This is a genomic window from Vibrio hepatarius, from assembly GCF_043642085.1.
In the GTDB taxonomy this organism is placed as follows: domain Bacteria; phylum Pseudomonadota; class Gammaproteobacteria; order Enterobacterales; family Vibrionaceae; genus Vibrio; species Vibrio hepatarius_C.
Genome location: NZ_JBHZSA010000003.1, coordinates 541,296 through 566,977 on the forward strand (window position 1 = coordinate 541,296; position 25,682 = coordinate 566,977).

The 25,682-nt window shown below is 44.5% G+C and carries 15 protein-coding genes; 12 read left to right on the plus strand and 3 right to left on the minus strand.

The window, feature by feature from the left end:
• Positions 1 to 360 precede the first annotated feature (360 nt).
• The 4 genes from ACHUFZ_RS08620 (at position 361) to ACHUFZ_RS08635 (ending at position 5,557) form a co-directional block, all read left to right on the plus strand.
• Complete coding sequence (locus tag ACHUFZ_RS08620) at positions 361 to 2,781, plus strand: hypothetical protein (protein WP_394126803.1); 2,421 nt, start codon at positions 361 to 363, stop codon at positions 2,779 to 2,781.
• Positions 2,782 to 2,966: 185 nt separating this feature from the next.
• Complete coding sequence (locus tag ACHUFZ_RS08625) at positions 2,967 to 3,710, plus strand: EAL domain-containing protein (protein WP_394126804.1); 744 nt, start codon at positions 2,967 to 2,969, stop codon at positions 3,708 to 3,710.
• Positions 3,707 to 4,606 carry a helix-turn-helix domain-containing protein gene (locus ACHUFZ_RS08630; RefSeq protein WP_394126805.1) on the plus strand — a complete coding sequence of 300 codons (900 nt, stop codon included), beginning with the start codon at positions 3,707 to 3,709 and terminating at the stop codon, positions 4,604 to 4,606. Before ACHUFZ_RS08625 ends, ACHUFZ_RS08630 begins: the two co-directional genes overlap by 4 nt.
• 54 nt (positions 4,607 to 4,660) lie before the next feature.
• Positions 4,661 to 5,557 carry a helix-turn-helix domain-containing protein gene (locus ACHUFZ_RS08635; protein WP_394126806.1) on the plus strand — a complete coding sequence of 299 codons (897 nt, stop codon included), beginning with the start codon at positions 4,661 to 4,663 and terminating at the stop codon, positions 5,555 to 5,557.
• Positions 5,558 to 5,581: 24 nt separating this feature from the next.
• Here ACHUFZ_RS08635 and ACHUFZ_RS08640 read toward each other — a convergent pair whose 3' ends face one another.
• Positions 5,582 to 6,040 (minus strand): hypothetical protein, encoded by a 459-nt coding sequence (locus ACHUFZ_RS08640; RefSeq protein WP_394126807.1) that lies wholly within the window; start codon positions 6,038 to 6,040, stop codon positions 5,582 to 5,584.
• Between the two features lie 1,161 nt (positions 6,041 to 7,201).
• Here ACHUFZ_RS08640 and ACHUFZ_RS08645 point away from each other — a divergent pair.
• The 7 genes from ACHUFZ_RS08645 (at position 7,202) to ACHUFZ_RS08675 (ending at position 21,930) form a co-directional block, all read left to right on the plus strand.
• On the plus strand, positions 7,202 to 12,796 hold the full coding sequence (locus ACHUFZ_RS08645; protein WP_394126808.1) for an Ig-like domain-containing protein: 5,595 nt from the start codon (positions 7,202 to 7,204) through the stop codon (positions 12,794 to 12,796).
• Positions 12,796 to 14,154 (plus strand): DUF1552 domain-containing protein, encoded by a 1,359-nt coding sequence (locus tag ACHUFZ_RS08650; protein ID WP_394126809.1) that lies wholly within the window; start codon positions 12,796 to 12,798, stop codon positions 14,152 to 14,154. Before ACHUFZ_RS08645 ends, ACHUFZ_RS08650 begins: the two co-directional genes overlap by 1 nt.
• A 62-nt stretch (positions 14,155 to 14,216) precedes the next feature.
• Positions 14,217 to 14,690 carry a hypothetical protein gene (locus ACHUFZ_RS08655; RefSeq protein WP_394126810.1) on the plus strand — a complete coding sequence of 158 codons (474 nt, stop codon included), beginning with the start codon at positions 14,217 to 14,219 and terminating at the stop codon, positions 14,688 to 14,690.
• 117 nt (positions 14,691 to 14,807) lie between these two features.
• Positions 14,808 to 17,768 carry a M66 family metalloprotease gene (locus ACHUFZ_RS08660; RefSeq protein ID WP_394126811.1) on the plus strand — a complete coding sequence of 987 codons (2,961 nt, stop codon included), beginning with the start codon at positions 14,808 to 14,810 and terminating at the stop codon, positions 17,766 to 17,768.
• 162 nt (positions 17,769 to 17,930) lie between these two features.
• Positions 17,931 to 19,670 (plus strand): M64 family metallopeptidase, encoded by a 1,740-nt coding sequence (locus ACHUFZ_RS08665; RefSeq protein WP_394126812.1) that lies wholly within the window; start codon positions 17,931 to 17,933, stop codon positions 19,668 to 19,670.
• Positions 19,670 to 20,368, plus strand: coding sequence for a discoidin domain-containing protein (locus tag ACHUFZ_RS08670; protein WP_394126813.1), 699 nt, complete (start codon positions 19,670 to 19,672; stop codon positions 20,366 to 20,368). Before ACHUFZ_RS08665 ends, ACHUFZ_RS08670 begins: the two co-directional genes overlap by 1 nt.
• 134 nt (positions 20,369 to 20,502) lie before the next feature.
• A complete protein-coding gene (locus ACHUFZ_RS08675) occupies positions 20,503 to 21,930 on the plus strand; it encodes an NAD-dependent succinate-semialdehyde dehydrogenase (protein ID WP_394126814.1) in 1,428 nt (475 codons plus the stop codon).
• Positions 21,931 to 21,996: 66 nt separating this feature from the next.
• Here the strand turns inward: ACHUFZ_RS08675 and speB are convergent, their stop codons facing one another.
• Both speB and speA read right to left on the minus strand, forming a co-directional pair.
• The gene (speB, locus tag ACHUFZ_RS08680) at positions 21,997 to 22,923 is read right to left on the minus strand and encodes an agmatinase (RefSeq protein ID WP_394126815.1); all 927 of its coding nucleotides are present in this window, start codon (positions 22,921 to 22,923) and stop codon (positions 21,997 to 21,999) included.
• On the minus strand, positions 22,924 to 24,834 hold the full coding sequence (speA, locus tag ACHUFZ_RS08685; RefSeq protein WP_394126816.1) for an arginine decarboxylase: 1,911 nt from the start codon (positions 24,832 to 24,834) through the stop codon (positions 22,924 to 22,926). It lies immediately after the preceding gene.
• Between the two features lie 286 nt (positions 24,835 to 25,120).
• Between speA and ACHUFZ_RS08690 the strand changes: the two genes are divergently transcribed.
• Positions 25,121 to 25,642 carry a DUF2058 domain-containing protein gene (locus ACHUFZ_RS08690; protein ID WP_394126817.1) on the plus strand — a complete coding sequence of 174 codons (522 nt, stop codon included), beginning with the start codon at positions 25,121 to 25,123 and terminating at the stop codon, positions 25,640 to 25,642.
• The last annotated feature ends 40 nt before the right edge of the window (positions 25,643 to 25,682 follow it).

Consider the following 25,682-nt stretch of genomic DNA (forward strand, 5'->3'; position numbering starts at 1 on the left):
GCTAACAAACCTATAATTGGACCTACATAATTTACCCTCTTGGTGTCTTTGCAATCAATCACGTACTGGCTGCGAGACAATGTGAGTATTTGCCATGGGATTGCACTGGCTAAGAGTGTGTGGGATTTTTCTGATGATTAAGAGTGGTGGATTCTGGACTTTGTGGTAGTAGCTACTGACTAATTGTGCGTAAAAGTCTGATGTACAAGGTGATCGGGCGACTGCACCTACCGCTGTATTAAATGGTTACAAATATAGGTTAACAGCAATTTGATGTTTGAAAAAAAAATGACTTTATTTGCCATTTTTAAATAGTTGTACGCTTTTTATTATTCCCTAGTTAATTAAGGGGAATAAGAGATGAAGCCTAAGTTTTTGTTACTTTCGACGGTTAGTTTTGGATTAATAGGATGTAATGGTGATGAGGGGGCTAATAGCCCAACGCGAGTTGAATCTGCGGAAGAAATAGAATCTGCGGAAGAAGTGATTAAGTTTTCTGAGAGTCGTTACTACGCCCTTCCAGGAGAAAAAATTTCCATTGCAATCAACTCACAAAATACAGGCGGGGCAATAGCCGCCTACAGTCAAAGCCGTACCGATACTTCAATCGTTCGGATTGACGTAGATGGCGTTGAATATAAAGACATCAATAATGTTTACGCGCCCAATGAACTTGGTGATTTTGAAATTATTGCTTACGACCAAGCGGGAGCTGTCGTTGCATCTAGTTCGGTAAACACTGATGCCAGTTTGGTTGGCCTTGAAGTGAGGGAAACGAGCGATACAGTCGCAATGGAAGGAAATATTTCCGCTTATCAAGCGATTGGTACATTTGATGTTGATGGGGTGCTGGTTAGTCGAGATATAACCAATTCAGTCGACTGGAATATTAGTGGAAGTATTAAGCCACTGAATGGCGAAACAAGTGTATTTTATTTCGATGGCGCTGGAGATGCGACGCTAAACATTCGTTATGGCGAATTAAGCCAAGAGATAACAACGAAAGTGGCAGCCCCGCTTTCTGTGAGCTCACGAAGTCTTACTATTGGTGAGCTTTCTGTTATAAGCGGTCAGTCAGCAAAATTACCGGGCGCAGGTAGCTTTGATTTGAGCCTAAAACTTCAATATGAAGATGGAAGTGTGGCTGATGATAATACAATTGTATGGCAACTGTCTTCTCCCCAGTCTGGTGTAACGATCAATGGCAATCGACTCGACATCCAAGAAAACAATAAGAGCTTTACTCTAAATGCTTATAGAACAACTGCGGTCGATGGAAATGTTCAGTTAAGTTCTAGCCCAGAGGTCAGTGCTGACATTGAAGTGGGTGGTGTCGATATGAGCTTATCGAATGTGGAATTGCAGCTCGAACGAGCCACTTACCGTGTTGGAGATAAACTTAAATATCGTGTGTTTAAGAACTTTAACTCTGGCCTTAGAAGTGAAGTGACTGACCCGTCTCAAGTATCTATTTATGGCTCAATGATAGACAGCAACTCGTTAGGAGAAGTCTCTATCACAAAAGCGGGTTCGGGCGATGTATACGCGAAGGTTAATGGCTTTGATGATGCCACTAATTCAGTAGCAATCGTCGTCGAGACTGATAGTGTTGAGAGCTTGTTACTTACCGCTTATAACACAGACACCAACAATTACTTGATGGGTGGGCAGGGTTACCCGTTCTACATTTATAATCAAGTAGATAATGGAATGAGTGAACCTTGTACCACATGCCGAATTGTTGTGACTAACGCTGCAGACGAGGAACTGGGCAATCAATACTATTCTGCTGACTTAACAGACCCGAATTACTCAGCAAGGTTACAGTTTTTCCAACCTGAGACCTATTACGTTAAGGCAATATCTGAAAATGGACGTGCGAGCTCTGACAGTATAACTATCACTGTTCCTGACAACCCACTCACGTCGATTGACGTCAGTGTAAATGCCACCGTTAGCACATTTTTAGGTGGCCATATTACACCCACCGTGACAGCTTCATATACGGATGGGCAAACCAGAAATGTTGACTCAGTGACCTATAGTGTTACACCGGCGGGATACCTTGATATTCAAGGGGACACTCTTTATCCACTCCAATCTGGAGATATCGAGTTGACGGCTACTTATCGTGGGGTAAGTGTAAGCAAGAATATCACGCTAGACGTTGAAGAGAACGTTACCGTTCAAAGTTCAGCTATCCACTATCCACAAAAAAACTCGATAGGGGAGTTGGTTCTTGACGCCTATCATAAGCCATATATGAAGATTACTTTGTCTGATGGGACGGTGGTGACTTATTCGTATGAAGATGTATCTTGGACGATTAGGTCATCCGATCTTGAGTATGAGCAAAGCCTGCAAGGATTCAAATTCGAGTACAACGAAATCTACGATGGAGAATACGCATATACGGTGTTTGTTGGAAGCATTTATCTCAACGGAGAGCTCCACCAAGCAGAAAATAGAATAGGTGTCGATAGCCGAATTTCATCTGGCCTTTGGATTGCCAAGCTTGACTGGAATAAAGTCGATGAAATTAAGGTAGGGGAATCAGTTAAGTTATACATCAGACGTGGTTTCTATCAGCCGGGTGGCGGTATTTACTATGACTTCTTAAGAGGAACGAAAGCGGCACCAAGTAATAACAATGTAAAAATCGTAAGGGAGTCAGGCTACGAGATCGATCTAGAGGGGCAAAGTGCCGGGCCCGTTACAGTTTACTTCTACTCTCAGTATGGTGAGTACTTAGATAGTGAAGAGTTTATGATCATCGAATAGCATCGATGATACTCCCTCCAATTAAATTGGAGGGAGCTGATTAAAGCTATCATCAGGTAAACTATTACCTTTATTCCTATATTTGTCACTTGAAAATATAAAATATTTACATGCTATTCTGTGTTTGAATGTTAATTACTATTCTGTTTTAAATAATAGAAGATAATTAATTGGCGAGGTGCATTATGTTATTAATAGTTGTAGAGAATAAAGCCTATGAGGTTGATGTTGCTTTTCAACCTATTTGTGATCTAGGTAATAACCAGCCAGTTTATTATGAGGCATTAGCAAGATTTAAAGACATTGAAAGTGGACGATTAGTTAACACTGGCTGGGTAATTGATTCGTTGATTAATATGAATATAATCAATGACTTTACCTTAAAGTTTTTTGAATATACATTTAATACGATGAAATCGCATAATCTAAACTTTCGGTGTTCATTTAACCTAGAATCAACTCAGTTGATAAATCCTAATTTTATAGCATCACTTATTACCTTAATAAAAGGCTTTAATGTTGGCGAAACAATGATTGAAATAACGGAAAGAACATCTGTTCCTGACTCATTGAATAAGAATAAAATGGAGGGCCTATATACATTAAAGGATGCTGACCTAGCTATTGCTTTAGATGATTTTGGAATGGACAACTCCAATCTAATCGATCTCTTTCAGTTCCGGTATGACGTAGTTAAATTGGCCAAAAGCCTCGTGGATGTGACCTTAGAAGACGACCATGCCATGAGAATAATCAAACAGTTAGCGCTTGAAAGTCAAAAAAAAGGTATTCAAATTATAGCGGAAGGTATCGAGGATCGGGCTGCATGTGAAAGGATTAAGAAAATGAACATTTCTCTTGTCCAGGGATATGCATTTGGTAAACCAATGACCATTTCATCCTCTATGTATTGTCAGAGAGTGTCATGAATAAGTTTGCAGAGAAGATACGTGATATACGTTTGATGAGGAACTTGAAACAGGTTGATGTATGTTCGATTCTAGCCGGTGAAAGCAACCAGTTTGAGTCGATTGATACAACGACTTATTCAAGGTGGGAAAAGGGAATTATTGTACCAGCTCCAATAAAGCAAGCGGCGATGTTAGATATACTAGGAAAGCTGAGCTCGTATGATGCGATCATCCCTTCTGTTAATAAAGCGAAAGCTAAAGTACATGCAGAACTACTACACAAGCTATTTCCAGATGATGGTGTCAAAACCTACTTTAGTGATAGTGAGTTCAAAGTATTAAAAACACTCCCTGAAATCGAGGATGTGTTAAGAGATGGCAGAGTATATCGACATACCCATCAAGTCGTAGATGACTTTTCGTGGCTATTTGATAACTACTCACTTGAAGAAATGGTAAACTCTTTTGAAATGGAGCTACTCGGCTACTATTACGACGGCTTACTCATTAATCATGTTCTACTAGCAACGGTTCCGGTTGAGTCCATTACAAATAGAGTACCTAATGGTGAGTACTTTCGTTCAATCATTGTTAAAAGCAGTGGCACAGATTACGTGAATGTACTTTCAAGTAGTGTAGTTACCGATTTAGACTTTATGCATCTCAGTATTGCGTACATCTGTTCAAAGAACTTTAGTAATTCGAACTGGTTGAGAAGTCCGACGGTATCTCAAGTTCACAGTTATTTGTGGCGCAAGCTGTTTAATTTATATGGTTCAAAGTCACTACCAGCATTTATTAAGCATGGTCAGCCATGTAACTATCAGATTTTCGAGCCGTATTCATTTATGACCAGCTTTATTATCGAAAAAACATATAATGATAACATTGATAAAATTGTTCGATGGATTTAGTTGATTTTATGTTTTACGCTCTATAGTTAGTGTGGAAACCAAAACATAAAAGATATGCAAGAGAGCTTCGGTCATTTACTTAAAGAAGGGCGTATTGCCTTAGGCTTAACTCAGTCAGAATTTTGCGACCGTCTTTATGCTGTGCATTCAACATTCAATGGTATTGATGTTGGCACACTGTCTCGTTGGGAGAACGGTGCATCCATCCCTTCTAATGAAAGAAAAATCATTATGCTCATAGAGCTCGGGATGAGAGAGTGCGTATTGGATATTGAGCTTAAAGAGAACCTTGCTAAGAAAAATAAAGAGAAGTTACTTCTCAGTAAGCTGTTCCCGAGCCCGTTTCCTTTCACCTACTATACTACTCGCTCTCTTCGTCGTTTAACGTCTAAAGAAGATATTGAGAACGTATTTCAGTGCTGCGTGCGTAACCATAATCAGGTGATCCATGGTGAATTCGAGTATCTCTGTGATCATTATTCAGTTGATGAATTGCTCGCAAACTTCAACTTGGAAATGGCAACACTGACTTACGATAGTCGTGTTGTGGGACACATCATGACAGCGTTTGTCCCTAAGGAAATCATTGGAAAGGGTAAAGCGTATTATGATCATGTTCAACGGGCGTTAGAGGTGGTTCCTCACAGTCATATAAAGTTACTATCTTGCTGTGTTATTCCAGAGCACCGATTTTTTAGTGAAGTTATCTCTCTTATGTATGAAAGCTATTTTAAAGATACGAAATTGTGTGCGTACCATACGTTAGCAAAATCGCATTCTGCGATGTGGAATAGCGTCTACGAACTCTATGGCGGTGAGTCTATCTATGCCCACCCTCATCCATCGTTTGATCTTCTTGCTCGTTTTTATTTGTTTCCTCCTTATACGGCGCTATCTAATCCGCTAATTCGTCGTCATTATCTAAAAAATAACCCGACTGCCAAGGACTAGGGTATGACCTGCATTCCGTGCCGGCTAACTTTCCTGAAGCAGCTTCATAATAGTTGGCATCTTATGTCCTAGCTTTTGTAAATAGAACACGATTTGTGAGTGGTGCTCATCATTTTCCGGTTGTCCTAGACCAAACTTTTCCTTTTTACATTTTTTTGCTAGTTGGTACTCATCGACATCTTTATAAACAGAGTCGAGAACTTGTTCTATTTGTATCACGTTATATTGGCTATCTTTGAGTTGCTCTTTTGCGCGTTGACGGCCACAGAATGCGCGTAAGTATTTTAGTGCATCTTTTTCAATATTCGGTCGGTCGTTTATTTTTCCTTGCTGGTAGAGCATATCGATATGATGCTCTATGTCTACTTTGTTCAGGTCCAAAAATTCGAGCCGCGTGCGAACACAGGATGAAGAGGGTTCTTTATTAAAGCGAAGCATATTATTGATAACATTGTCTATCTGTTTTTGTGTACTTTTAGGCATCGATTTGACCTGTTAAAAAGTAATAATTAAGTTGGGTAGCAATCGTGATATTACTACTTACTTAGAATGATCATCATGAGATAATTTCTAATGAATTACTATTATCGCATTGTAAAATTGATGTAAGTAATTTACCTGTTACTTTTCGCATATTTTTGATTTGACTCGATAGTTACGAACGTTGATTTGGAACTAATCACTCGATTATTGATCCTATATCAACATGTGATAGTTCGTATTGCTATGTCATACAGATTCCACTATTGGTCATCAATTAAATTAGCTCTTATCGAATTTCTCCGTTTTTGGCAAGGTCAAGCTGGCCTTCGTTGTTTTGTTGTGGCTATGTAAAAAATTAAGTATTTACTCTAAAGTTTGGTGTTTTTTTCTCGAGATCTCCATATAAATATATCTAGTTCCGGATTTATATATAATTCACGTAAATTTGTCGGAAAGAGCCTACACCTTACACTCCTTGTTTACTACATCGAGTGGGGATTTATCGTATATGAATCATATGAATGATCTCTGATAATAATTATTAATAGACGGAAGCGTGATTCAGCTTTGTTTTGTTTTTAACAATTATAGGTAGGGGCTAACATGCCATTTGCTAAAGATAATACTAAGAGTTTTATAGCCAAAGCGACTAAGCGATGGGGATTGAAATACGATTACAACAAAGTTGAATATATTAATTGCCGTACGCCTGTGACAATTGTTTGTAGGAAGCATCAGCATGCCTTTCGTCAAACTCCAAAGGCTCATTTTACGGCAAAGAGACACTGTTGCCCTTTATGCTACAAGGAGGTTGAAGGGATCTATAAAAACCAATGGCGTAATTCTCCACCAGTGAGGACTGCATTATTAACCAGCATGCCTTCACTTATAAACCATGTCTTTCGTTGAAGAAAATACATAAGTATTAACTGTCAATAAAAGTGCCTTTATTAGTTAATGGATATAGCTATTTTATATGGCTATGCCTGTTACTGATTAAGTTTTGTATTACCTAATTGATTGATTCAATTTGCCTGACTTTATGCGTGTGTTTTTGGTTTTTTAAGATGTTCACTTTTATAGGTGAACAATCAATAAGAATTAATAATCCCAGGTGTTTCACTGGTAGAAAATAAAAACATAAACCTAACTAGGAGAAAAATGTTGAAAAACCGTGTTCTATTAACACTGCCTATGTCAATTCTAGCGACAGATGTTGTCGCTAGTGTGAATTTAAATGGCGGAATGGTGGGGGAGTTGGTTCAACCTGCGTCACCTTCATCACATTGGAATAATTATCAGATTACTCTCAAAAACAACGGAAGTAGTGCGATTGAATTGCATCAGAACGAGTTTCGTTTTGATACTCCATCGCCTATGTATAGCGCGCCATGGGGAGTCAGCGGGGCTAGTGTGACCCTGAAATCTTCAAAGGCGAATGGTGATATGTTCACCAATACGTTGGTATTTGTGTCATACAACGGCACATCTCGTTTGCTTAAGCCTGGTGAGTCAGTCTCGATGACCTTTGGCTATAGCGGAACCTTGGACAGTGCGTTGATTGAGGCTTCGTTTCGTTTTGCGGGTGATGACAACGTGGTCGAGCCTAACAATGCGCCTAGCGTTACTCTATCTCGCCCTAGTTCAAATATCTCCATCGTAGAAGGCCAGTCTGTAACGTTAACAGCGCAGGCTTCCGATGTTGATGGCGACCTAGAAGGCGTTAAGTTTTTCGTCAATGATCGTCAGATCTCTGATGATAAAACGTCACCATACGAGTTTAATCTTGCCGATCTCGGGGTAGGTATGCACTCGGTTTACGTGAAAGCATACGACTCTAAAGGGAATATCACGCAAAGTGTTACTCGAACGGTTACTGTTGAACCAAACAAAGGCACTGCGCCTGAAATTGGCATTACTCAGCCAACGGGCCAAGTCGAACTGCAATTAGGCGATTTTTTGAATGTCGTTGCTAGTATTAGTGACGTCGATGACGATCTCGCTGGCGTAGAGTTTTATGTGGATGGACAAAAACTAGCGACAAAAACACAGCCACCATTTAATTTCCAATTTACTCCTGTAAATGAAGGTCTCTATTCATTCCATACAGCGGCTTATGATATCGCAGGGAACCGAACGGAATCTCCACCTCAGGCATTTAAGGTCACGACTCCAGTTGTTGAAACGACACCACCGGTCATCAACATTGTTTCACCACAGTCTTATGTTAACACTCTATCCGGCGAATCAATCGTGGTGGCAGCACAGGCCTCCGACGTAGACGGTGATCTCACTGAGGTGCGTTTCTATGCCAATGGTGAGTTACTTGCGACAAAGAAAAGTGCGCCATATACCGCTGTTGTTATCGCCCAAGAAGGCACAACGGCTATCGTAGCTGAAGCGATTGATGCCGCAGGCAATACAACACGCACGTCAGAAATCAATATCACTGCAAAATCCTTGTCTGGTGGGGAGAGCTCTGGTGGAAGCTGTGATGTACCTCAGTACCAAAATGGTGGTAATTATGCCTTTGGCGATAAGGTTCAGAACAATGGCTCTATCTACGTATGTAAGCAGTTTGGCTGGTGTGGGCAAGCTCCCTATGAGCCAGGTGTCTCATGGAATGGCAGTGATTTCTGGACGGATGCATGGGACGTTGAAGGGGCTTGTGACACGCAACCAAATGTCGCACCTTCTATCTCAGTCGTGCAGCCTAATGTAACAGCGAACTCAGCGTTTGAATTGAGTGCCAATACCAACGATGAAGATGGTCAAGTTGCAAAGGTAGAGTATTACATCGATGGTATTTTAGCGGGAACGTCGAGTCAGGCTCCATTTACACTAAGTCACCAAGGTTTGAGTGAAGGCGATTATCAACTCTTCGCTGTTGCTACTGATGATAAAGGTGCACAAACACGTTCAGAAAATGTGGCGCTCAATGTTGAGCAAGCCTTTGAAGGCAATCGTTTAGCTATCACTTTCCCTAGCTTTGATCATAAAGATCTCTTGAATCCTCCTGCTGAACTGCAAGGCCAAGTTTTGACTGGCACGCTTTATTGTCCAGCGGATGGCACGACCACTCAAATTGAAGGGACATGGGGCGAAACTGTCAATATTGATGGTTTAGGTGAAGACTGTTTGTATCAACTGAACCTTGATGGTTTCAGTGGCTACGTTGCCCGTTTCTCACCTTGGGTAGTGAATTTTTCCAAGTCTGAAGAGCGACAAATTGATATCAATGCTCTGTATCGAGCACCGATTGCGACCGAAGCACTTTTCCCATTAGGTGGAGTGAAAGTTGAAACCTATCTAGAAGGGATTTATCAACCTCGCTCTATGGCGATGGGTGACAACATGATTTTCGTTGGCTCCTCTTCAATCATGCTAGATAGCGAACCTTTAGGTGGCACTATTTACGCCGTTCAACTTGATCCTCAAACGAAACAGCCGATCGGGACTTATGTTGTGGCGGAAGGCGAAGAGCCTCATGGTGTCGCGTATCGCGATGGCAATCTCTACTACAGCACGGTAGGTGCTCTATACAAGATTGAGAACATCAATGAAACCTTTAAGTCACGTCCTGTAGCTGAAAAGATCTTCACCTATCCTGCTGATGGTACTAAAACGCCGATCCCTACAACGCAGTGGTGGACTCGGATGCAGCACCAAAAACATCCATTAAAGTTCAATACCGTCGACCCGACGGACAAGAAGCTTTATACCGCTGCTGGTCTACCATGTAACATTTGTACCACACCAGAAGAAGAGCTTTACGGGACCATCTTTGCGATTGACTTGGAAACGGGTGAGTACGAAATCCAAGCCAATGGTATTCGTAACTCAGTAGGTTTTGACTGGCACCCTAAAACGGGCGAGATCTGGTTCAGTGACAACAACCGCCAGCAGTTTGATAACCCAGATGAGATCAACCGTATCTCAAACCCAGGTAATCAAAACTTTGGTGCGCCAATTTTCTTCGGTAAAGATACGCGTGGTCTAACGGATCATGAGATGGCGAACTGGCAAGACCTACTCCTTGGTGGGGAGGGCAGTGATGGCTACCCAATTATCCCACCGAAAGCGATTTTGCCTCAGATCGATTATGACGTGGTTAAACCAACAGACTACGCTGGCGCTGAGTTTGATGTGTTCACCAACAGCGCGCCATTAGGGGTGAAGTTCTGGAACGCTTACTCGCAGTCAGACAATATTCAGCACCTTGTTTACGCGACTCATGGTAACAGTAAGCCTGAGCACCCAGGGTTAGAGCTTCGTATGGTGACTATTCAAAATGGTACCGATGTGATTCATGAGCGCCCATTGGTGACGGGCTGGATGAGAGATCGTCAAGCGGTTGAATCTTACGCGTGTTTAACCGATGCATGTATTGGTCGTCCAGTCGAGTTCCTCGAATTAGACGATGGCTCAATGCTGGTGTCAGATGATAAGGCGAGCGTAGTTTACCGCGTCTCTTATGATGCATCAGGAGCAAACCAGAAACAGATCACGTTCACGACCACTGAAGCACCGGATAGCAGCCTAAGTGATGAGTTGGTCAGTGGCGCTCTGATTCATCCGAATGGTCACGAAAGTAAGTTCCATGTTGCGTGGAATGCACCTTCAATGAATATTGATGGTCTAGAAAATGGAACTTATCAAGTTCGTTTAAATGATGTTGATGAGTTCATCCCAGAGCAACGTATTCATTCGATTACGATCTCTAACAGTGCTGCAACGGCTACGATTGAGCTGAAGTATGTTGAAAAACCGAAAGATTTGGTAGGTGTCGTTAGGTTTACTGCACCGCCGAAACCTGCGAATGCCACTGAATCTAGCTTACGCCTTACCTTCATTGATAAAGCGCAAAACAAAACGTTTGAGCGTGAAGTCGCTTGGGGAGCGTCATTAGAAGAAACGCTAGACTACGGTTCGTACGAAGTTCGTTTCCCATATCTAAAGAACTACTTCCCTCAACCATCTAAGCTCAATGTGGCTATCAATGAGTCCACTTTAGAGCACAACTTAGATGTGGAGTTTATCGGCTTTAACTCTGGCGAAGATCTTATGGCGCAGAACTGTAATGCGTGTCACTCAACAGAGTTCTTCGACAATGCGAATAAGGCAAACACGTGGAACAACGCAGGATACGATGCACTGCTCGACAAAATCATGTCGATGCCGGTGGCGGGTCACTGTGATCTAACCTGTGCAGAAGAAATTGCCGACTACCTATTTGATGAAGTGTGGAGCGAGTACCTCGGTCAAACGGAATCGTATGGTGATCGACAAGTTAGACTGCTTACCTACCTTGAGTATGCCAATACCATTCAAGATTTATTTGCCATCACAGTTGATAAGCAAAAACTGCCGAAAGACAAATATGAACGTGAATTTAAATTCGCTGGTCAATCTAGTCAGGGCATCATCCTAACTGAGGACATGAAACAGTACCACGCGATGGCGGTCGATATCGCAAGTCGTCTTGATTTAGCGTCCATTGGTTACAGTGATAATGCCAACAAAGCACAGTTCATTTCTAAACTCGGTCAGAAAATCTATCGTCGACCATTAACCGCTGACGAGCAATCAAGGTTTAGCACCTTCCTTGGTCAATATGGAGCCAGAGATCTGGTTGCGTCGATGCTGTTGTCGCCGAATTTCTTGTACCGCTCAGAGCTAGGTACTTTGACGGATGAGGCTCACGTGTATGAGCTGAGTCAGTACGAAGTTGCTACCGCGCTTTCATACAGCTTCCTTGGTACAACGCCAAGTGAGTCTCTGTTAGCGAAGGCATCCCATGGTGAACTAGAAACCAACGAACAGGTTGCTGCCGAAGTGGCAAGTATGTTGACCAGTTCAAGAGGTATTGCGCGATTTACCGACTTTATTGGTTACTACATCCATACCCAAGTTCAAGAGCTACCTGAAAAGCCGGGCCTAACGACTGAAGTAGTCAACGCTATGGTGCAGGAACAGGCGGAGTTTATTCGTTACTTCCTAACCGAAGGGGAAGGCACGGTCGCAGAGCTATTTAACCCGAACTTCACTTTTGTCAACGGAGCACTCGCTCAGCACTACGGAATCAGTGGTGTTACGGGCGAAGAGTTCCAAAAAGTCGTGGTCGACAATGGCCAGCGTGGTGGTCTGTTACAACAAGGTCTGACACACGTTGTGAACTCAGACTATGCGGCAACCTCATTGGTCAAGCGCGGCCTAATGATCCGTCAGAACTTACTATGTCGCACCATCGGTGTACCTGTTGACGTTGATCCCGACTCAATCGAACTACCTGAGTCGCCAATTACTACTCGTGAGCGTTGGGACACCATTAACGGTCAAGATGCCTCGGCAGGACAGTGTTGGCAGTGTCATGAGTTCATGAATGACACCGGCGCTTCGATGGAGAACTACAGCCAGACGGGTGAATGGAGAACGACCGAACCAGCGTACAACGACCCAAGTGTTACTTTGCCAATTGATGCGTCAGGTCCACTGGTGGATAACTCTGGTTCTCATGTGATGCTTGAGTTTAACAATGTGCGCGATATTTCTGCTCACTTCCCTACCAATGCCACTGTCCTTCAGTGTTTAGCGGACAGCTACTTCCGTTATGCGATGGGACAAGAGGCGAATGCCAACTCGAATGCGGGCATTCAAGACATGACTAAGCAGCTAGAGAAGAGTGGCTCGATTACAGAAATGCTGGAAACCCTAGCAACGTCGCAAATGTTCAAATTCAAAAAGGAGAGTAACTAATGTCTTTTCTAAAAAGTCGTAGACGTTTTCTAAAAGCCGCGGCAGGGGCAGGTGTTTTAGCTCCAATGTCATTGCCTGGACTTACCCGCATCGCTCATGCAGGCACAACAGGCCAAGCGAAAACCAAAGTGGTGTTCTTTGTCGTGCCAGATGGACTTGCAACGGATGGTTTTAACGGTCGATTTAACCAAGGGCTATGGTTTCCAAAAACAGCCCAAGCGAATGCGAGTGATACCACTCAGTTTACGTTAAATGAAGTGAGCCAAGAGCTTGCTGCGTATAAAAACCGCTCTTTATACCTGCAAGGAATCATCTTAGGTCAAGGCAACGCGGGTCATAACGGTTGGACAGAAGTGCTGCGAGATCAAAACAAAAGTCACTCTTCGATCGATGTCTTGCTAGGACGAGCTATGCAGGGAACGGACCCTTCTCAACGTTCTATATTTGCTGGTCCTCATGCGACAGATAGCGTGAACTGGTATGTCTCTTGGGATGGTAAGAACAAGCGTACTCCTCATGGTAACCCGACGCTGTTATTCGAAAACATTTTCGGCACTAACTACAGCGGCGCAAAAGCGCGTACGGCTCAAAACAACAATGGGACGCATCTATTTGATCCAATCAACCAAGATATTCAAACGCTGCGCTCGAAGCTATCTGGCAGTGAGCGACAAAAACTGGATACCCACTTGGATTCGATGGAGCAAGTGGTTGCTGATATGGATGCGACACTGCCAATTACGGCGGAATGTTCTCCTGTCATGCCAAGCAATCACCCGATGATGTCGGCTGATTTCCGCAACCAAGTTCAGTCAAGCCACCACCAAGTCGTGGCGACAGCACTGAGTTGTGGAGTGTCTCGAGTAGCAACGGTGCAAGTCGGTCGCTCGGCTGACCAAGTGGTGATAAAAGATGCCAGTTTGAATGCGAATCCACATGACCTAGCCCATCGCTATAAGAGTGAGCAGGAGTGGAAAGATAGCCGTAAATGGTATGCACGTCAGGCGAAACTGTTCTTGGACGAGCTTTCTCGCCATGCCGATCCTGATGTCCCTTCAGATTCATTGTTGGACCACACACTCGTGGTGATTACCTCAGAAATGTCCGATGGCGCCCCAGAGCACCAGTACAACCAACCGATGTTATTTGTTGGTGGTGCTTCTGGCCTATTGAAGAGTGGTGATGGTCAAGGTCGTTATTTGAACATTACTTCTCAAGGGGACCGAAATCACTGGGCGGCAGGGCGTCAGGTTGATCAACAGCGTATTTGGGCCACCGTAGCTCAAGCGATGGGGACGTCAGTACCTTATGGCGGAAATACTAGCTCGGTTTCCGGAATCTTCACCAACGTAAGCTAATGCTCACTTAAGCCGTAAAGAAAAGGGGGAGGTTTCTTCCCCCTTATTTCAGGAGTAATTTCATGATCACCATCCTCCAACGATGCGCTTTATTCTTGCCGCTATTAGCGCTGACAGGGTGCGATAGCTCGGACGCCACCAAGCAAGTGACTGTGACTTCACAAGTCTCGGTGACAGAGCAAAAAGCGACTGCGCCGAAACCCCTAAATAGCCCGGTTTCAATCCAAGGTTGGCTCAAACCAGGTAGCCCTGATCTTGAGTTTGTTGAGGTTCCTGTGAACGTAGCTTTAGAAGAATTTAATTCGAGCGGAGAGGCCAAAATCGTCGCGACTACCACAACAAAAGCGAGTTACGAGACGGGTTTTTTAGCTCGCTATGTTCTGGAGTACAACACCAATCAGCTAGATGAAGATGCAAAGTACTTTGTTCGAGTGGAAGCAAAGCGAGGAGAGCGCGTTCTGTGGCGCAACAATATCTTCTTCTCAGGGCTGAGCAACCCCTACCAAGACTCAACAATCAACATCGTCGTGAAATAAGTCAGTAGTCTTTGTATTGAAACGACTGCAAGCCGATATCGACATCCAAAAAACAATGTTAACAGCTCTTACATACGCAGTGGAAAACTGAGCAATATCAATAACTAGGAACAAAAAATGAAACAAAGGAAAACCAAAATAAGCTTGCTCGCGGGCAGCATCATGTTAAGCATGGCCGCATCTGCACAAAATGTGGCATTCAACACCACAACGGTCGCAAACGACTTGCAGGGTGACTTTGAGGCGATGATTAGCTACGCGCAAAATATCACCATGCCTCACCACAATACGAAAGGGGACCCGCGTCCTCATCTGACGGCGTTACGTGACACCTTGTTAATGGTTCAACCTGTGGCTGATATGCCAATCGCGGGCAATAGCGTGTCAGTAATCGGTCGTGATGCGAACAACGAAATTCTCGGTGAATTAGCCCTCGCTACGCCAGAACAGCTTCCTGCGCATGACGGTCATGACAATAATATTGTTTATGCCAACGATATGTGGTCGGTGACGTTACCAGCTTCTTGGATGCAGCCAGGTTTAACGTTGGAGCTTTCAAGCGGTGAACGAACTGGTCAGCTAATCGATCTTGAGATTGGTGCACCCAACCAATTGATGATTAATACCATGGATCTTGGCATGTTAACGGCTCCAAGAGACCGTTTCGATTTCATGCAAGATACGAAATATCACGAGGACTACTTTCAAAAAATCCCAGTCAGCAAATTGGTCGTCAACCCATATGAACCAGTCAAACTTGATGAAGTCATGTTACCAACTGGGGTGCTGCTTACGGAATACGATCCAAGTATGGGGACTTGGCACCGAGGTGATATGCGCGAGTATATTTCTAAAGTTCTGGTCGCTCACGGTATTAACAATGCTAACTATGGCATTAACGCTTCAGGTGCCACCGGAAAAGGCCACCCATTTACCTCTGCTCAGTTAACCGCAGTGACGCCAGTTGGTCGTTATAAAAATGGCGTCGTAGTACATGGCGGTAGTGGCGGTGCGGGAATGGTTACCTTAACCAAGACACTAGGAAATGAATGGAGTCACGAGATCGGTCATAACTTCGGTATTGGCCATTACCCTGGAGGGACGGACGGTTCTACGCATAGGCCATCAACGGACATTAACTCAGGTTGGGGCTGGGATGTATCTCAGAAGCGCTTCATTGCTAACTTTATGTGGAATAAGCAGACAGGAGAAGATCAAGTTTGTTGTAGTGACGGTATCGGTATCCCCGCTTTTGAAGGCTACAAGTTTAATCGTGATGCGATGGCGGGCGGCGAACCATCGTCTCCTATTTCTAAATATACTCTTCATACACCTTACGTGCTGAGTGATATACAGACGTTTTTAGAGAGCAAAGCAGTGTTTGACGAAACGTCTGAGTCTGGTTTTAAAAAGTGGAATAGTATGACCAAGCAAATGGAAGAGTTTGTACAGCCTCCGCTGGTGGAATTTAAGACCATCGCGAGCCAAAGTGAACTCGACACGCTCCAAGGAGATATTCAAGGGCAGGTTCTTGCAGGCTATATCAGCAAGTACGATGTTCTGGGCATTCAAACATATGATGGCCGCTGGATCAGGGATATTTACCTGCCAAATGCACAAGAAGTGGCGTTAGGTAAGAAGATCAGCGTTTCACGATATTCAGGCTACGGCGTGACCGTTTATGTTAATGGTCAAAGCATAAACTTGAATCGAGGTGACACGAAACACTATGTGAATGACAACTACTCGTGGGTTGAATTTAATCCAGATGACGAGACTAATAACTTGCCAGCGCGAGTTCCGAGCGACTTTGGCGTACCGGTAACAACGCTTGTCGGCTATTACGATCCGATGCAGCAACTCGATAGCTATTTATTCCCAGCTCTTCATGGCGCGTATGGCTTTGTCTATGAACCAACTCAGTTGGGTGAGCTAAATACTCAAGGCTGTTATGTCAAAGTCTACAATGGGAAAACCCATGACACTGATAACTATCTGCTAACAGGGTTCCGCTACGATGCCAATCTGATGAACAAGCTACACATTAATATCAGACAGTCTGATGACCCGACGAAAGCGGAAATCATTTGTGATAACAATGTACTGAGCACGCTGCAAATCAGTGAGCCAAAACAGCCACTAGAAGTTTCAATTATTCAGTCTGATTCTCTAAGCCCAATTCAACCAGACAGCAATACGGCCCCCGTTGCCAACGCTGGTGGTGATCAATTGGTTAACTCAGGTTCGACGGTGATTTTATCTGGCTTGGCTTCAACAGACATTGATGGTGATAGTTTAAGTTACCAGTGGCAACAGGTAGCTGGCGATCCTGTGACGATCCGATTTGACCGCGAAGCGACTGCAGAAGTAGTTCTGCCTGATTCAGCAAAATCAGAAATCTACACCTTTATGCTGACTGTTTCTGATGGAAAAGCGAGTACAACCGACACCGTGATTATTTCAACTACCCCAAATCTGATTGAAAACAGTGCTCCGATCGTAACCTTACCAGCATCGCTAAATGGCAATTCTGGGCAGTCAGTTGACGTGAGAGCTTCGGCATTTGATCAAGACGGAGATGCTCTATCGTACCGTTGGAATACTTCAGGCTTAGCTTATCAAGTGATTGGTGAAGGTGCGATAAAAGTGACGTTACCTGAGGTTCAAAGCGACAAAACGTATTCAATCTCAGTCGTGGTTGCTGACCCTCATGGCGCTCAATCTCAGGCGACGACGCGCATAAATGTGAAAGCGATGACAGGCAGTTGTGATGTCAATGATCCCAATGCGAGCAACCATCCCCAGTGGTCTTCTAGTCAAACCTACGTTGGCGGTAATACCGTCAGTTACAACGGCTTGGTTTGGAAAGCAAAACACTGGACTCGCAACAATCAGCCAGATCAAAGTGCTGCTTGGGAGTTGGTCAGCGATGTGAGCCTACCTTGGTCTAGTGAGCGAGCTTACACAGGTGGTGATGTCGTCACTTATCAAGGGGTTAAGTATCAAGCTAAGTGGTGGACAAAAGGTGAACGCCCTGATGCGAGTGGTGTATGGGCTATACAAGGCCCAGCCTGTTAGTTACTGAGTAAATCTTGGTAGTAGTGCTGTCGGGAGAAGAGGTTTTCTCCCGACATACTCGCATCGCTTAAGTGATCGCATGACCCCAGACTAATCGGATGGTCGTGGCGTGCTTTCTGTTTAAGTGGATGGAAGAAAAATAGAAATTGAAAGGATGAAATTATGATGAAGCATGGACTTAAAACACTGGCCATGGCGATCTCGCTTTCAGGCATGGTGTCAACGAGTGCTTTCTCTAACACAGATATTCCACACGAACTGCAAGTGACGGCGTCAGAAAGCGTTTCTTTTGTGCCATATACCGCGCCAGAGCTGGGATTAGAAACACCGCAACAAATGGTTATTGAAGTGATAGGGAGATCGTATGAGCGTATTGGTCTTATTGAGCTTGAAAACCCGCTCTATACTCAATTTGAAGAATTTGATGAACAGACCGGCGAGTTTGTCTCTTTTCAAGCGCAGTGGTTTGAACGTGGATTTCTGACATTAAATGCAGCTCAGCAGGTGATTTTAAATCAGGGTGAGACATTTCGAGCTTATACCTTGGATGAGAATGGCAGTGTAGTAGAGCTTATGTTGAGTGGTGATAAAGCGATGCGTTCGCCAATGGTGCGAAGTGCAATGACTTCAGCCTATAAGCTTATTGATAATGGCGCTCCTCAAGACAAAATCGACCTAGTTTTATTGGGCGATGGTTATCGAGCTGACGAAAAAGAAAAATTTCGCCAAGATGCAGCTTCAGTGATGGACGGCTTTTTTTCCAAAACACCTTATCGCGACTATCGCGACTACTTCAATGTGTGGTTAATTGAAAAGCCAAGTCAGCTGTCGGGCGTAGCAGAGAACGGGAGTCCGTTAGAGGGCAGCGCTTTTAAGAGCTATTTCCGTAGTGCTTCAGATCGCTTACTGTTGCTAAAAGATCGTTATCAATCGATTGATGAAGCGAAGTCGGTACTTCCGAATGATGCAGATGAAATCTATTTAGTCGTCTCAAATACAGATAAATACGGTGGTGCGGGTTATCAAAACATAGCAACTATGTCGACTCACTCCAGTGCAGTTAGCTTAGCTTTGCACGAAGTTGGGCATACGTTTGGTAAATTGGCCGATGAGTATAGCTATGGGAGCTGTAACTTAAACCGTGAACCAAATGCCAAGAATGTCACGATGAAATCGAGCGATGTCAAATGGGCACACTGGATGGAACATGATCCTGACGTCGGGATATTTGAAGGTGCACAGTATTGCTCTGAAGGGAAATACCGTCCAACGAAAAACTCTATAATGCGTTCGCTAGGTGACAGTCGAGAGTTTGAGTCAGTCAACACTGAAGCGCTGATCTTGAAGATGTACGAGACGATCAAGCCATTAGCCTCAGTCAGCCCAACTGAGCAGAGCATTGATATGCAAGGTATTCGATCTTTCTCAATTTCAACACCGATTCCACCTGATCGCTTGGAGGTTACTTGGCTATTGAATGGAAAGGTAATGGATTCTGGTCAGAATACTCAATTGGCACTCAATTCAGAGCAACTGGAATCTGGTAGCCATACGTTAAAAGCAATCGTAAAGGATATGACCAGTCAAGTGAAGTCTGATCTTAACGGACGATTGGTCAATGAGCGTCAATGGCAACTGAATGTTGCGGACCAGACCCCTGACGAGATGGGCGAAGGTTTCCGTTATGTTCGATTAGTCGCTGATTCAGAGATAAAAGACCAAAGCTTTGCATCCGCTGCGGAGCTGAGCTTTGTGGATAGCCAAGGGGCATTTGTACCAACAGAACAGTTGTCCATAGTGTCGGTTTCAAGTGAAGAGACTCGTTATCCTCGCTACGCTATTCAAGCGATTGATGGGATCCAAAAACGTTTTGGCATAGTCGTTGGAGTGAATCTCCATTAGTGAACCCACCTCATGAGATGGTGATTGATTTAGGTGGTCGTGTTGAACTATCGCAGATCAACTATCTTCCTCGACAGGATGGCAATGTTAACGGCACAATCAAAGACTATCGTTTGTACGTCAGTAACAGTGCTGAGCAGTGGTCTTCACCAGTGGTCTCGGGGTCTTTCGATGCTTCGACTAAGGAAAAACAGATCCTAATTCAGGAGTCGACAGAGACAAACCAAGCGCCAAATGCGATTGTGACAACCGACAAAAACACATTGGAAGGTGCGGGCTTTTTATTGTTAAGCGGTGATAAATCAACGGACCCAGATGGTGATAGCTTGGTTTATCAATGGCAACAGATTGCGCCGACATTCCCGTTAGCGGTACTAGAGACACCAACTGAAGCGAATACGGTAGTTCGTTTCGCTGACACTAATGCTAAAACGACGTATCGATTTTCTCTAACTATTAGTGATGGTGAGCTTTCCGATAGTGTAGAAGTTTCAGTCGTGCAGTCACCAATTCCAGAGGTGATTCAATCTCCTCTATGGCAAGCGGGCAAAACTTACGCTACTCCATGTCAACGAGTGACGTGGCAAGGGGCTGAGTGGGACAACCAATGGTGGACACAAGGTAACGAGCCTGGTTCTGGTGGTCAGTGGGGCGTTTGGCGTAAAGTGAATAGCAGCCAGCATAATCAATGTAAATAAACCTCTCACTAAACTCAATAAAGCGGCCCTAGATAGGGTCGCTTTTTCTATATTCATTGCTAGTCAGTTTCCGTAAACTGTACATGATTATCACCTAACGTTGGGTGATGAAATTGATACCAAGGGGAACCACCATGCAACATATTAATAATCAAAGCCTTGTCTCATTCATGGTGTCAGAAAAAGAACCAGGTATCGAAGTGGTCAACCCTGCGACGGGAGAGGTACTAGGTTATGCGCCTATCTATTCTGAACAGGCGATTAAAGGTCGAGTTGAGCAAGCACATTTAGCGCAAAAAGAGTGGGCGGCTCAGTCAGCTAAAACTCGCTCTCAACTACTCAACCGCTGGTACCAGCTGTTAATTGAAAACAAAGACGACTTAGCTCGGTTGATGACTCTTGAGCAAGGTAAGCCGATGGCTGAAGCTCAAGGTGAAGTCATGTATGGTGCGAGCTTTGTTGAATGGTTTGCTGAGGAAGCCAAGCGGACTTACGGTGAAACGATTCCTGCGCCTAGTGGTGATAAGCGCTTGGTGACAATCAAACAGCCAATTGGTGTTGCCTGTGCGATTACGCCTTGGAACTTCCCAATTGCAATGATTACCCGCAAGGCTGCACCAGCTCTGGCCGCAGGCTGTAGCTTTATTGTCAAGCCTGCGGAGCTTACGCCACTGTCTGCTTTTGCTGTGGTTGAACTTGCTTATCAAGCAGGGATCCCGCGCCAAGTGCTTCAAGTTGTATTGGGTGAGAGTGCTCCGCTGGTGGGCGATATCTTTACCTCACATCCATTAATTCGAAAACTGTCGTTTACTGGGTCTACCCAAGTCGGTCGCCTATTGATGCAGCAAAGTGCCCATGACATTAAGCGCACCTCTATGGAGCTTGGTGGCAATGCGCCGTTTATCGTGTTTGATGATGCAGATATTGATGCGGCAGTGGCTGGTGCTATGGCCTCTAAGTTTCGCAATGCAGGTCAAACGTGTGTATGCGCGAACCGATTCTATGTACACAGCAAGGTGTATGATGAGTTTGTGACTAAGTTTGATGCAGCAGCTCAAAAGCTAAGGGTTGGAGATGGTCTCGAAGATGGGGTGAGTGTTGGTCCGGTGATCAGTGCGCCTGCAAAACAGAATATCCAAGCTTTGATCGACCACGCTATTGAGCAGGGTGCTCAGCCTGTATCTGAACTGACATCGTTAGATGGACTGTTTGTGCAACCTGTCGTGCTTAAGAATGTTACCCACGATATGGATATCGTCTCTCAAGAGATTTTTGGCCCTGTCGCTCCTGTGATTGAGTTTGATAGCGATGAGCAGCTGATTGAAATGGCCAATGACACCATCTATGGCTTGGCTTCATACTTCTACAGCCAGAATATCCACCGAGTGTGGAAGATTGCGGAAGCACTCGAATACGGCATGGTTGGCATCAATGAAGGCATCATTTCGACAGAAGTTGCGCCTTTTGGTGGCGTAAAACAATCGGGTATTGGTCGAGAGGGTGCCAAGCAAGGCATCGACGAATATCTCGATGTGAAATACCTCTGTTTTGGTGGTAACTGATCCGAGAATAGATATAAAAAAAGCTGACCTAATTTAGGTCAGCTTTGCTTTTGAATGGCTATTTAGTTAGTCATTGCTGCGGTTTGATGCCCATGCGTACATAAGCTCAAGTGCCACAGTTGCCCCTGCTAGGGCGGTAAGGTCGCTGTGGTCGTATGGGGGTGATACTTCCACAACGTCCATACCAACAATATTTACACCCGCAAGTCCGCGTAGAATCTTCAGAACTTTGTCTGAGTTCAATCCGCCGCAAACCGGTGTGCCTGTTCCCGGCGCAAATGCTGGGTCAAGACAGTCGATATCAAACGTTACGTAAACTGGCTTGTCACCGATAATGTCATGGATACGTGCAACGATGCTTTCCGCTGAAAGATCGTTCGCTTCCATAGCATTAATCACGTTAAAGCCATGATTGTCTTTCTCATACTCAGTACGAATACCGATCTGCACCGAGTGCTTAGCAGAAATTAGACCTTCATTTGGCGCATGATAGAACATGGTGCCGTGATCGTAGTTACTGCCATTCGCATAGGTGTCAGTGTGGGCATCGAAGTGAATCAATGCCATTTCACCATGGTGTTTCGCGTATGCGCGCAGAATAGGCAAAGTAATGAAATGGTCACCACCCAAAGCCAGCATGGTTTTACCACTTTTTAGAATCTCGCTTGTCGCGGCTTCTAGTCGGTAGGTAAAGTCTTCAGCGTCACCACAGTCAAAGACTAGGTCACCCGCATCAATGACTTTTGCGCGGTCAAAGACATTGAAATCCCATGGGAATTTTTTACCTTCCCACGCAAGGTTCACTGATGCACGGCGAATCGCGTCTGGGCCCATTCGCGCGCCTGGTCTGCCTGATGTTGCCATATCTAGCGGTACACCAAGTACAACTAGATCTGCGTCTGCCGAGACAGGGTTGCGCAGGTAAGGTCTGCGCATAAAGCTCATTGAATTCGAGTAAAGCGAATAATCAGTTTTCGTAAACAAATCATTCATTTAGAAATCCTCTAAGTAGGTGTAACCGGTTAGGCCACCTTCTAGTTCTTGTAGTACAGTTTGCTGTTCGTTAGAAGCGACACGCTCAGCGACCAGCTCACGATAGTTGCTACGAATCTTATCTACATCAATGTGTACGTAGCGCATCATGTCTTCCACGCTATCACCTTCATCGATGCGTTCAATGATCGCTTCGCCATTTTCATCAACAGTGACGACTGCGCTGTGCGTATCACCAAATAAGTTATGCATATCACCAAGGATTTCTTGGTACGCACCAACGAGGAAGAAACCCATTAGGTATGGTTTGTCTTTATTCCACGCAGGTACTGGCAGCGTCGTTTCGATACCTTGACCTTCAACATACTGCTCAATCGCACCGTCTGAGTCGCAAGTGATGTCCAGCATCACAGCACGACGCTCTTCGACTTCTTCCAAACCAGATAGCGGTAGGACAGGGAACACCTGATCAATACCCCATGCATCTGGTAGAGACTGGAATAGCGAGAAGTTGACGAAGAACTTGTCGGCTAGTCGCTCATTCAACTCATCCAAAATAGGACGGTGGAAACGGTTCTTGTTGCTCATTTGGCGGCTTAGTTCGAAGTAAATTCGCAGAGAAAGCTGCTCAGCCCACGCGCGTTGCTGCAGATTTAGTACCCCTGTTGCAAACTGCGAGTGCACTTCTGCCAAATCGCTTTGTGTATCGTTGTAGATCTCTATCAGCGCACGCGCATCGCTACCGTCTTGTAAGTTCTCCCAGTTACGCCACATGTTTTGTAGTAGCGTAGGGTCTTCAGCACTTGGCTCAACCACCGTTTCTGGATGGTAAGCTTCAGTACCAATCACGTTAGTGATCAACACAGCGTGGTGCGCCGTCAATGAACGACCTGATTCCGAGATAATCACAGGAACCGGCTGTTCGTATTGTTGGCAAACATCACCGACAGTGCTAACGATATTGCGTGCGTACTCAATCAAACCGTAGTTCATTGAGTTTGACGATTGGCTGCGAGTGCCATCATAGTCGACTGCAAGGCCGCCACCGATATCGAAGTACTTAATGTCCGCACCCATTTCACGCAGTTCACAGTAGAAACGCGCAGACTCATTAACACCATTACGGATATCACGAATGTTCGCCATCTGTGAGCCAAGGTGGAAGTGCACAAGCTGCATTGCGTCTAGTTGCTCTTCTTGTTTCAGACGTTCGATAACCGTAAGAACTTGTGATGCTGCTAAACCAAACTTCGATTTCTCGCCGCCGCTTGATTGCCATTTGCCCGCACCTTGTGACGCAAGGCGAATACGAATACCTAAGCGAGGTTTTACACCTAAGCTTTTTGCTTCTTTCAGTACCAGATCAAGCTCAGAAAGCTTCTCTAATACGATAAATACTTTGTGGCCAAGCTTTTCACCAATTAGCGCAAGACGCACGTATTCACGGTCTTTGTAGCCGTTACATACAATCACTGAACTCGCTTTTTGCGCCAGTGCCAGTACCGCTAATAGTTCTGGCTTACTGCCCGCTTCTAGGCCTAGTTGTTTTGTTTCTAGCTGCGCTTGGCTTTCTAGAATTTCATCAACCACTTCTTTTTGCTGGTTCACTTTAATTGGGTAAACCAGTAGGTAGTTGTTGTCGTATTGGTTTTCTTCAATCGCTTGGTTGAACGCTTGGCAAATACCGTGCACACGTTGGTGCAGGATCTGTGGGAAGCGAACCAGTACCGGTAAATTAAGCTGCTTTTGTTCTAGCTTAGAGACGATATTACTCAGAGGCACCTGATGTGCGTTATCGCTACGAGGTGACACATACACTTCACCTTGGTTATCGATACCGTAGAAGCCTTGGCTCCAGTAATGAACATTGTAATCAGCACGAACACGATCAAGTTTGGAATTGTTTTCCACTTCAAATCTCACAAAGATAGGGAGAGAAATACATGACCCAGTGGAGCTGAGTCATACCTGACACGGGTCTGAATTTGGCTCTCTAAGCTTCCGCGTCGAGCGCATTAACGGATAAAAAGGTAGCGGAGTCTAACAAAATAGATTTGTCGTTACGATAAGGTTTTAAAGCCTTTTTTTCGGATGATTTTCTATGCAGTTTCGCTGATGATTTTATCTTGTTTGTAGCCTTTATTTGCTTGGTTTGAACCGTTAAAATGAGGGCAAATTGATTACCTTTGGAACTACGATGGCAAAACTGACACTTCAAGAGCAAATGCTGAAAGCGGGCTTGGTAAACGAGAAAAAATTAAAGAAAGCCAAAAAGGGCTCGAAGAAATCTCGCGTGCAAGCACGTGAAGTAAAAGCGGCGGTTGAAGAGAGCAAACGCCAGCAGCAAGAGCGTGATAAAGCGTTAAGCGAAGAGCAAAAAGAGCAGCGTCTATCGAAAGAGATCAAAGCGCAAATCAAGCAACTGATCGAAATGAATAGAATCGACCAAAAAGATGGCGATATTAAATACAACTTCACTGATGGTACGCTTGTAAAATCACTGTATGTTGAGCAACTGATTCGCGATCAGTTAGCAAAAGGTATTCTTTCTATTGCGCGTACTGATGAAACTTACGTGATTATCCCGAGCAGTGTAGCGAACAAGATTGCGATGCGTGATGAGAGTGTTATCATCGAACAAAATGCACCAGCAGAAGATATCTCGGCAGAAGATGACCCATACGCTGACTTCGTCGTGCCAGATGATTTGATGTGGTAATTACGTATTAAGTGACTTAGAAAGAGCTCTACTTACGGTA

Excerpts from the sequence above, each read along its gene's own strand:
- ACHUFZ_RS08620 (WP_394126803.1), top strand. The coding sequence starts at position 361 with ATGAAGCCTAAGTTTTTGTTACTTTCGACGGTTAGTTTTGGATTAATA.
- ACHUFZ_RS08625 (WP_394126804.1), top strand. The coding sequence starts at position 2,967 with ATGTTATTAATAGTTGTAGAGAATAAAGCCTATGAGGTTGATGTTGCT.
- ACHUFZ_RS08630 (WP_394126805.1), top strand. The coding sequence starts at position 3,707 with ATGAATAAGTTTGCAGAGAAGATACGTGATATACGTTTGATGAGGAAC.
- ACHUFZ_RS08635 (WP_394126806.1), top strand. The coding sequence starts at position 4,661 with ATGCAAGAGAGCTTCGGTCATTTACTTAAAGAAGGGCGTATTGCCTTA.
- ACHUFZ_RS08640 (WP_394126807.1), bottom strand. The coding sequence starts at position 6,040 with ATGCCTAAAAGTACACAAAAACAGATAGACAATGTTATCAATAATATG.
- ACHUFZ_RS08645 (WP_394126808.1), top strand. The coding sequence starts at position 7,202 with ATGTTGAAAAACCGTGTTCTATTAACACTGCCTATGTCAATTCTAGCG.
- ACHUFZ_RS08650 (WP_394126809.1), top strand. The coding sequence starts at position 12,796 with ATGTCTTTTCTAAAAAGTCGTAGACGTTTTCTAAAAGCCGCGGCAGGG.
- ACHUFZ_RS08655 (WP_394126810.1), top strand. The coding sequence starts at position 14,217 with ATGATCACCATCCTCCAACGATGCGCTTTATTCTTGCCGCTATTAGCG.
- ACHUFZ_RS08660 (WP_394126811.1), top strand. The coding sequence starts at position 14,808 with ATGAAACAAAGGAAAACCAAAATAAGCTTGCTCGCGGGCAGCATCATG.
- ACHUFZ_RS08665 (WP_394126812.1), top strand. The coding sequence starts at position 17,931 with ATGATGAAGCATGGACTTAAAACACTGGCCATGGCGATCTCGCTTTCA.
- ACHUFZ_RS08675 (WP_394126814.1), top strand. The coding sequence starts at position 20,503 with ATGCAACATATTAATAATCAAAGCCTTGTCTCATTCATGGTGTCAGAA.
- speB (WP_394126815.1), bottom strand. The coding sequence starts at position 22,923 with ATGAATGATTTGTTTACGAAAACTGATTATTCGCTTTACTCGAATTCA.
- ACHUFZ_RS08690 (WP_394126817.1), top strand. The coding sequence starts at position 25,121 with ATGGCAAAACTGACACTTCAAGAGCAAATGCTGAAAGCGGGCTTGGTA.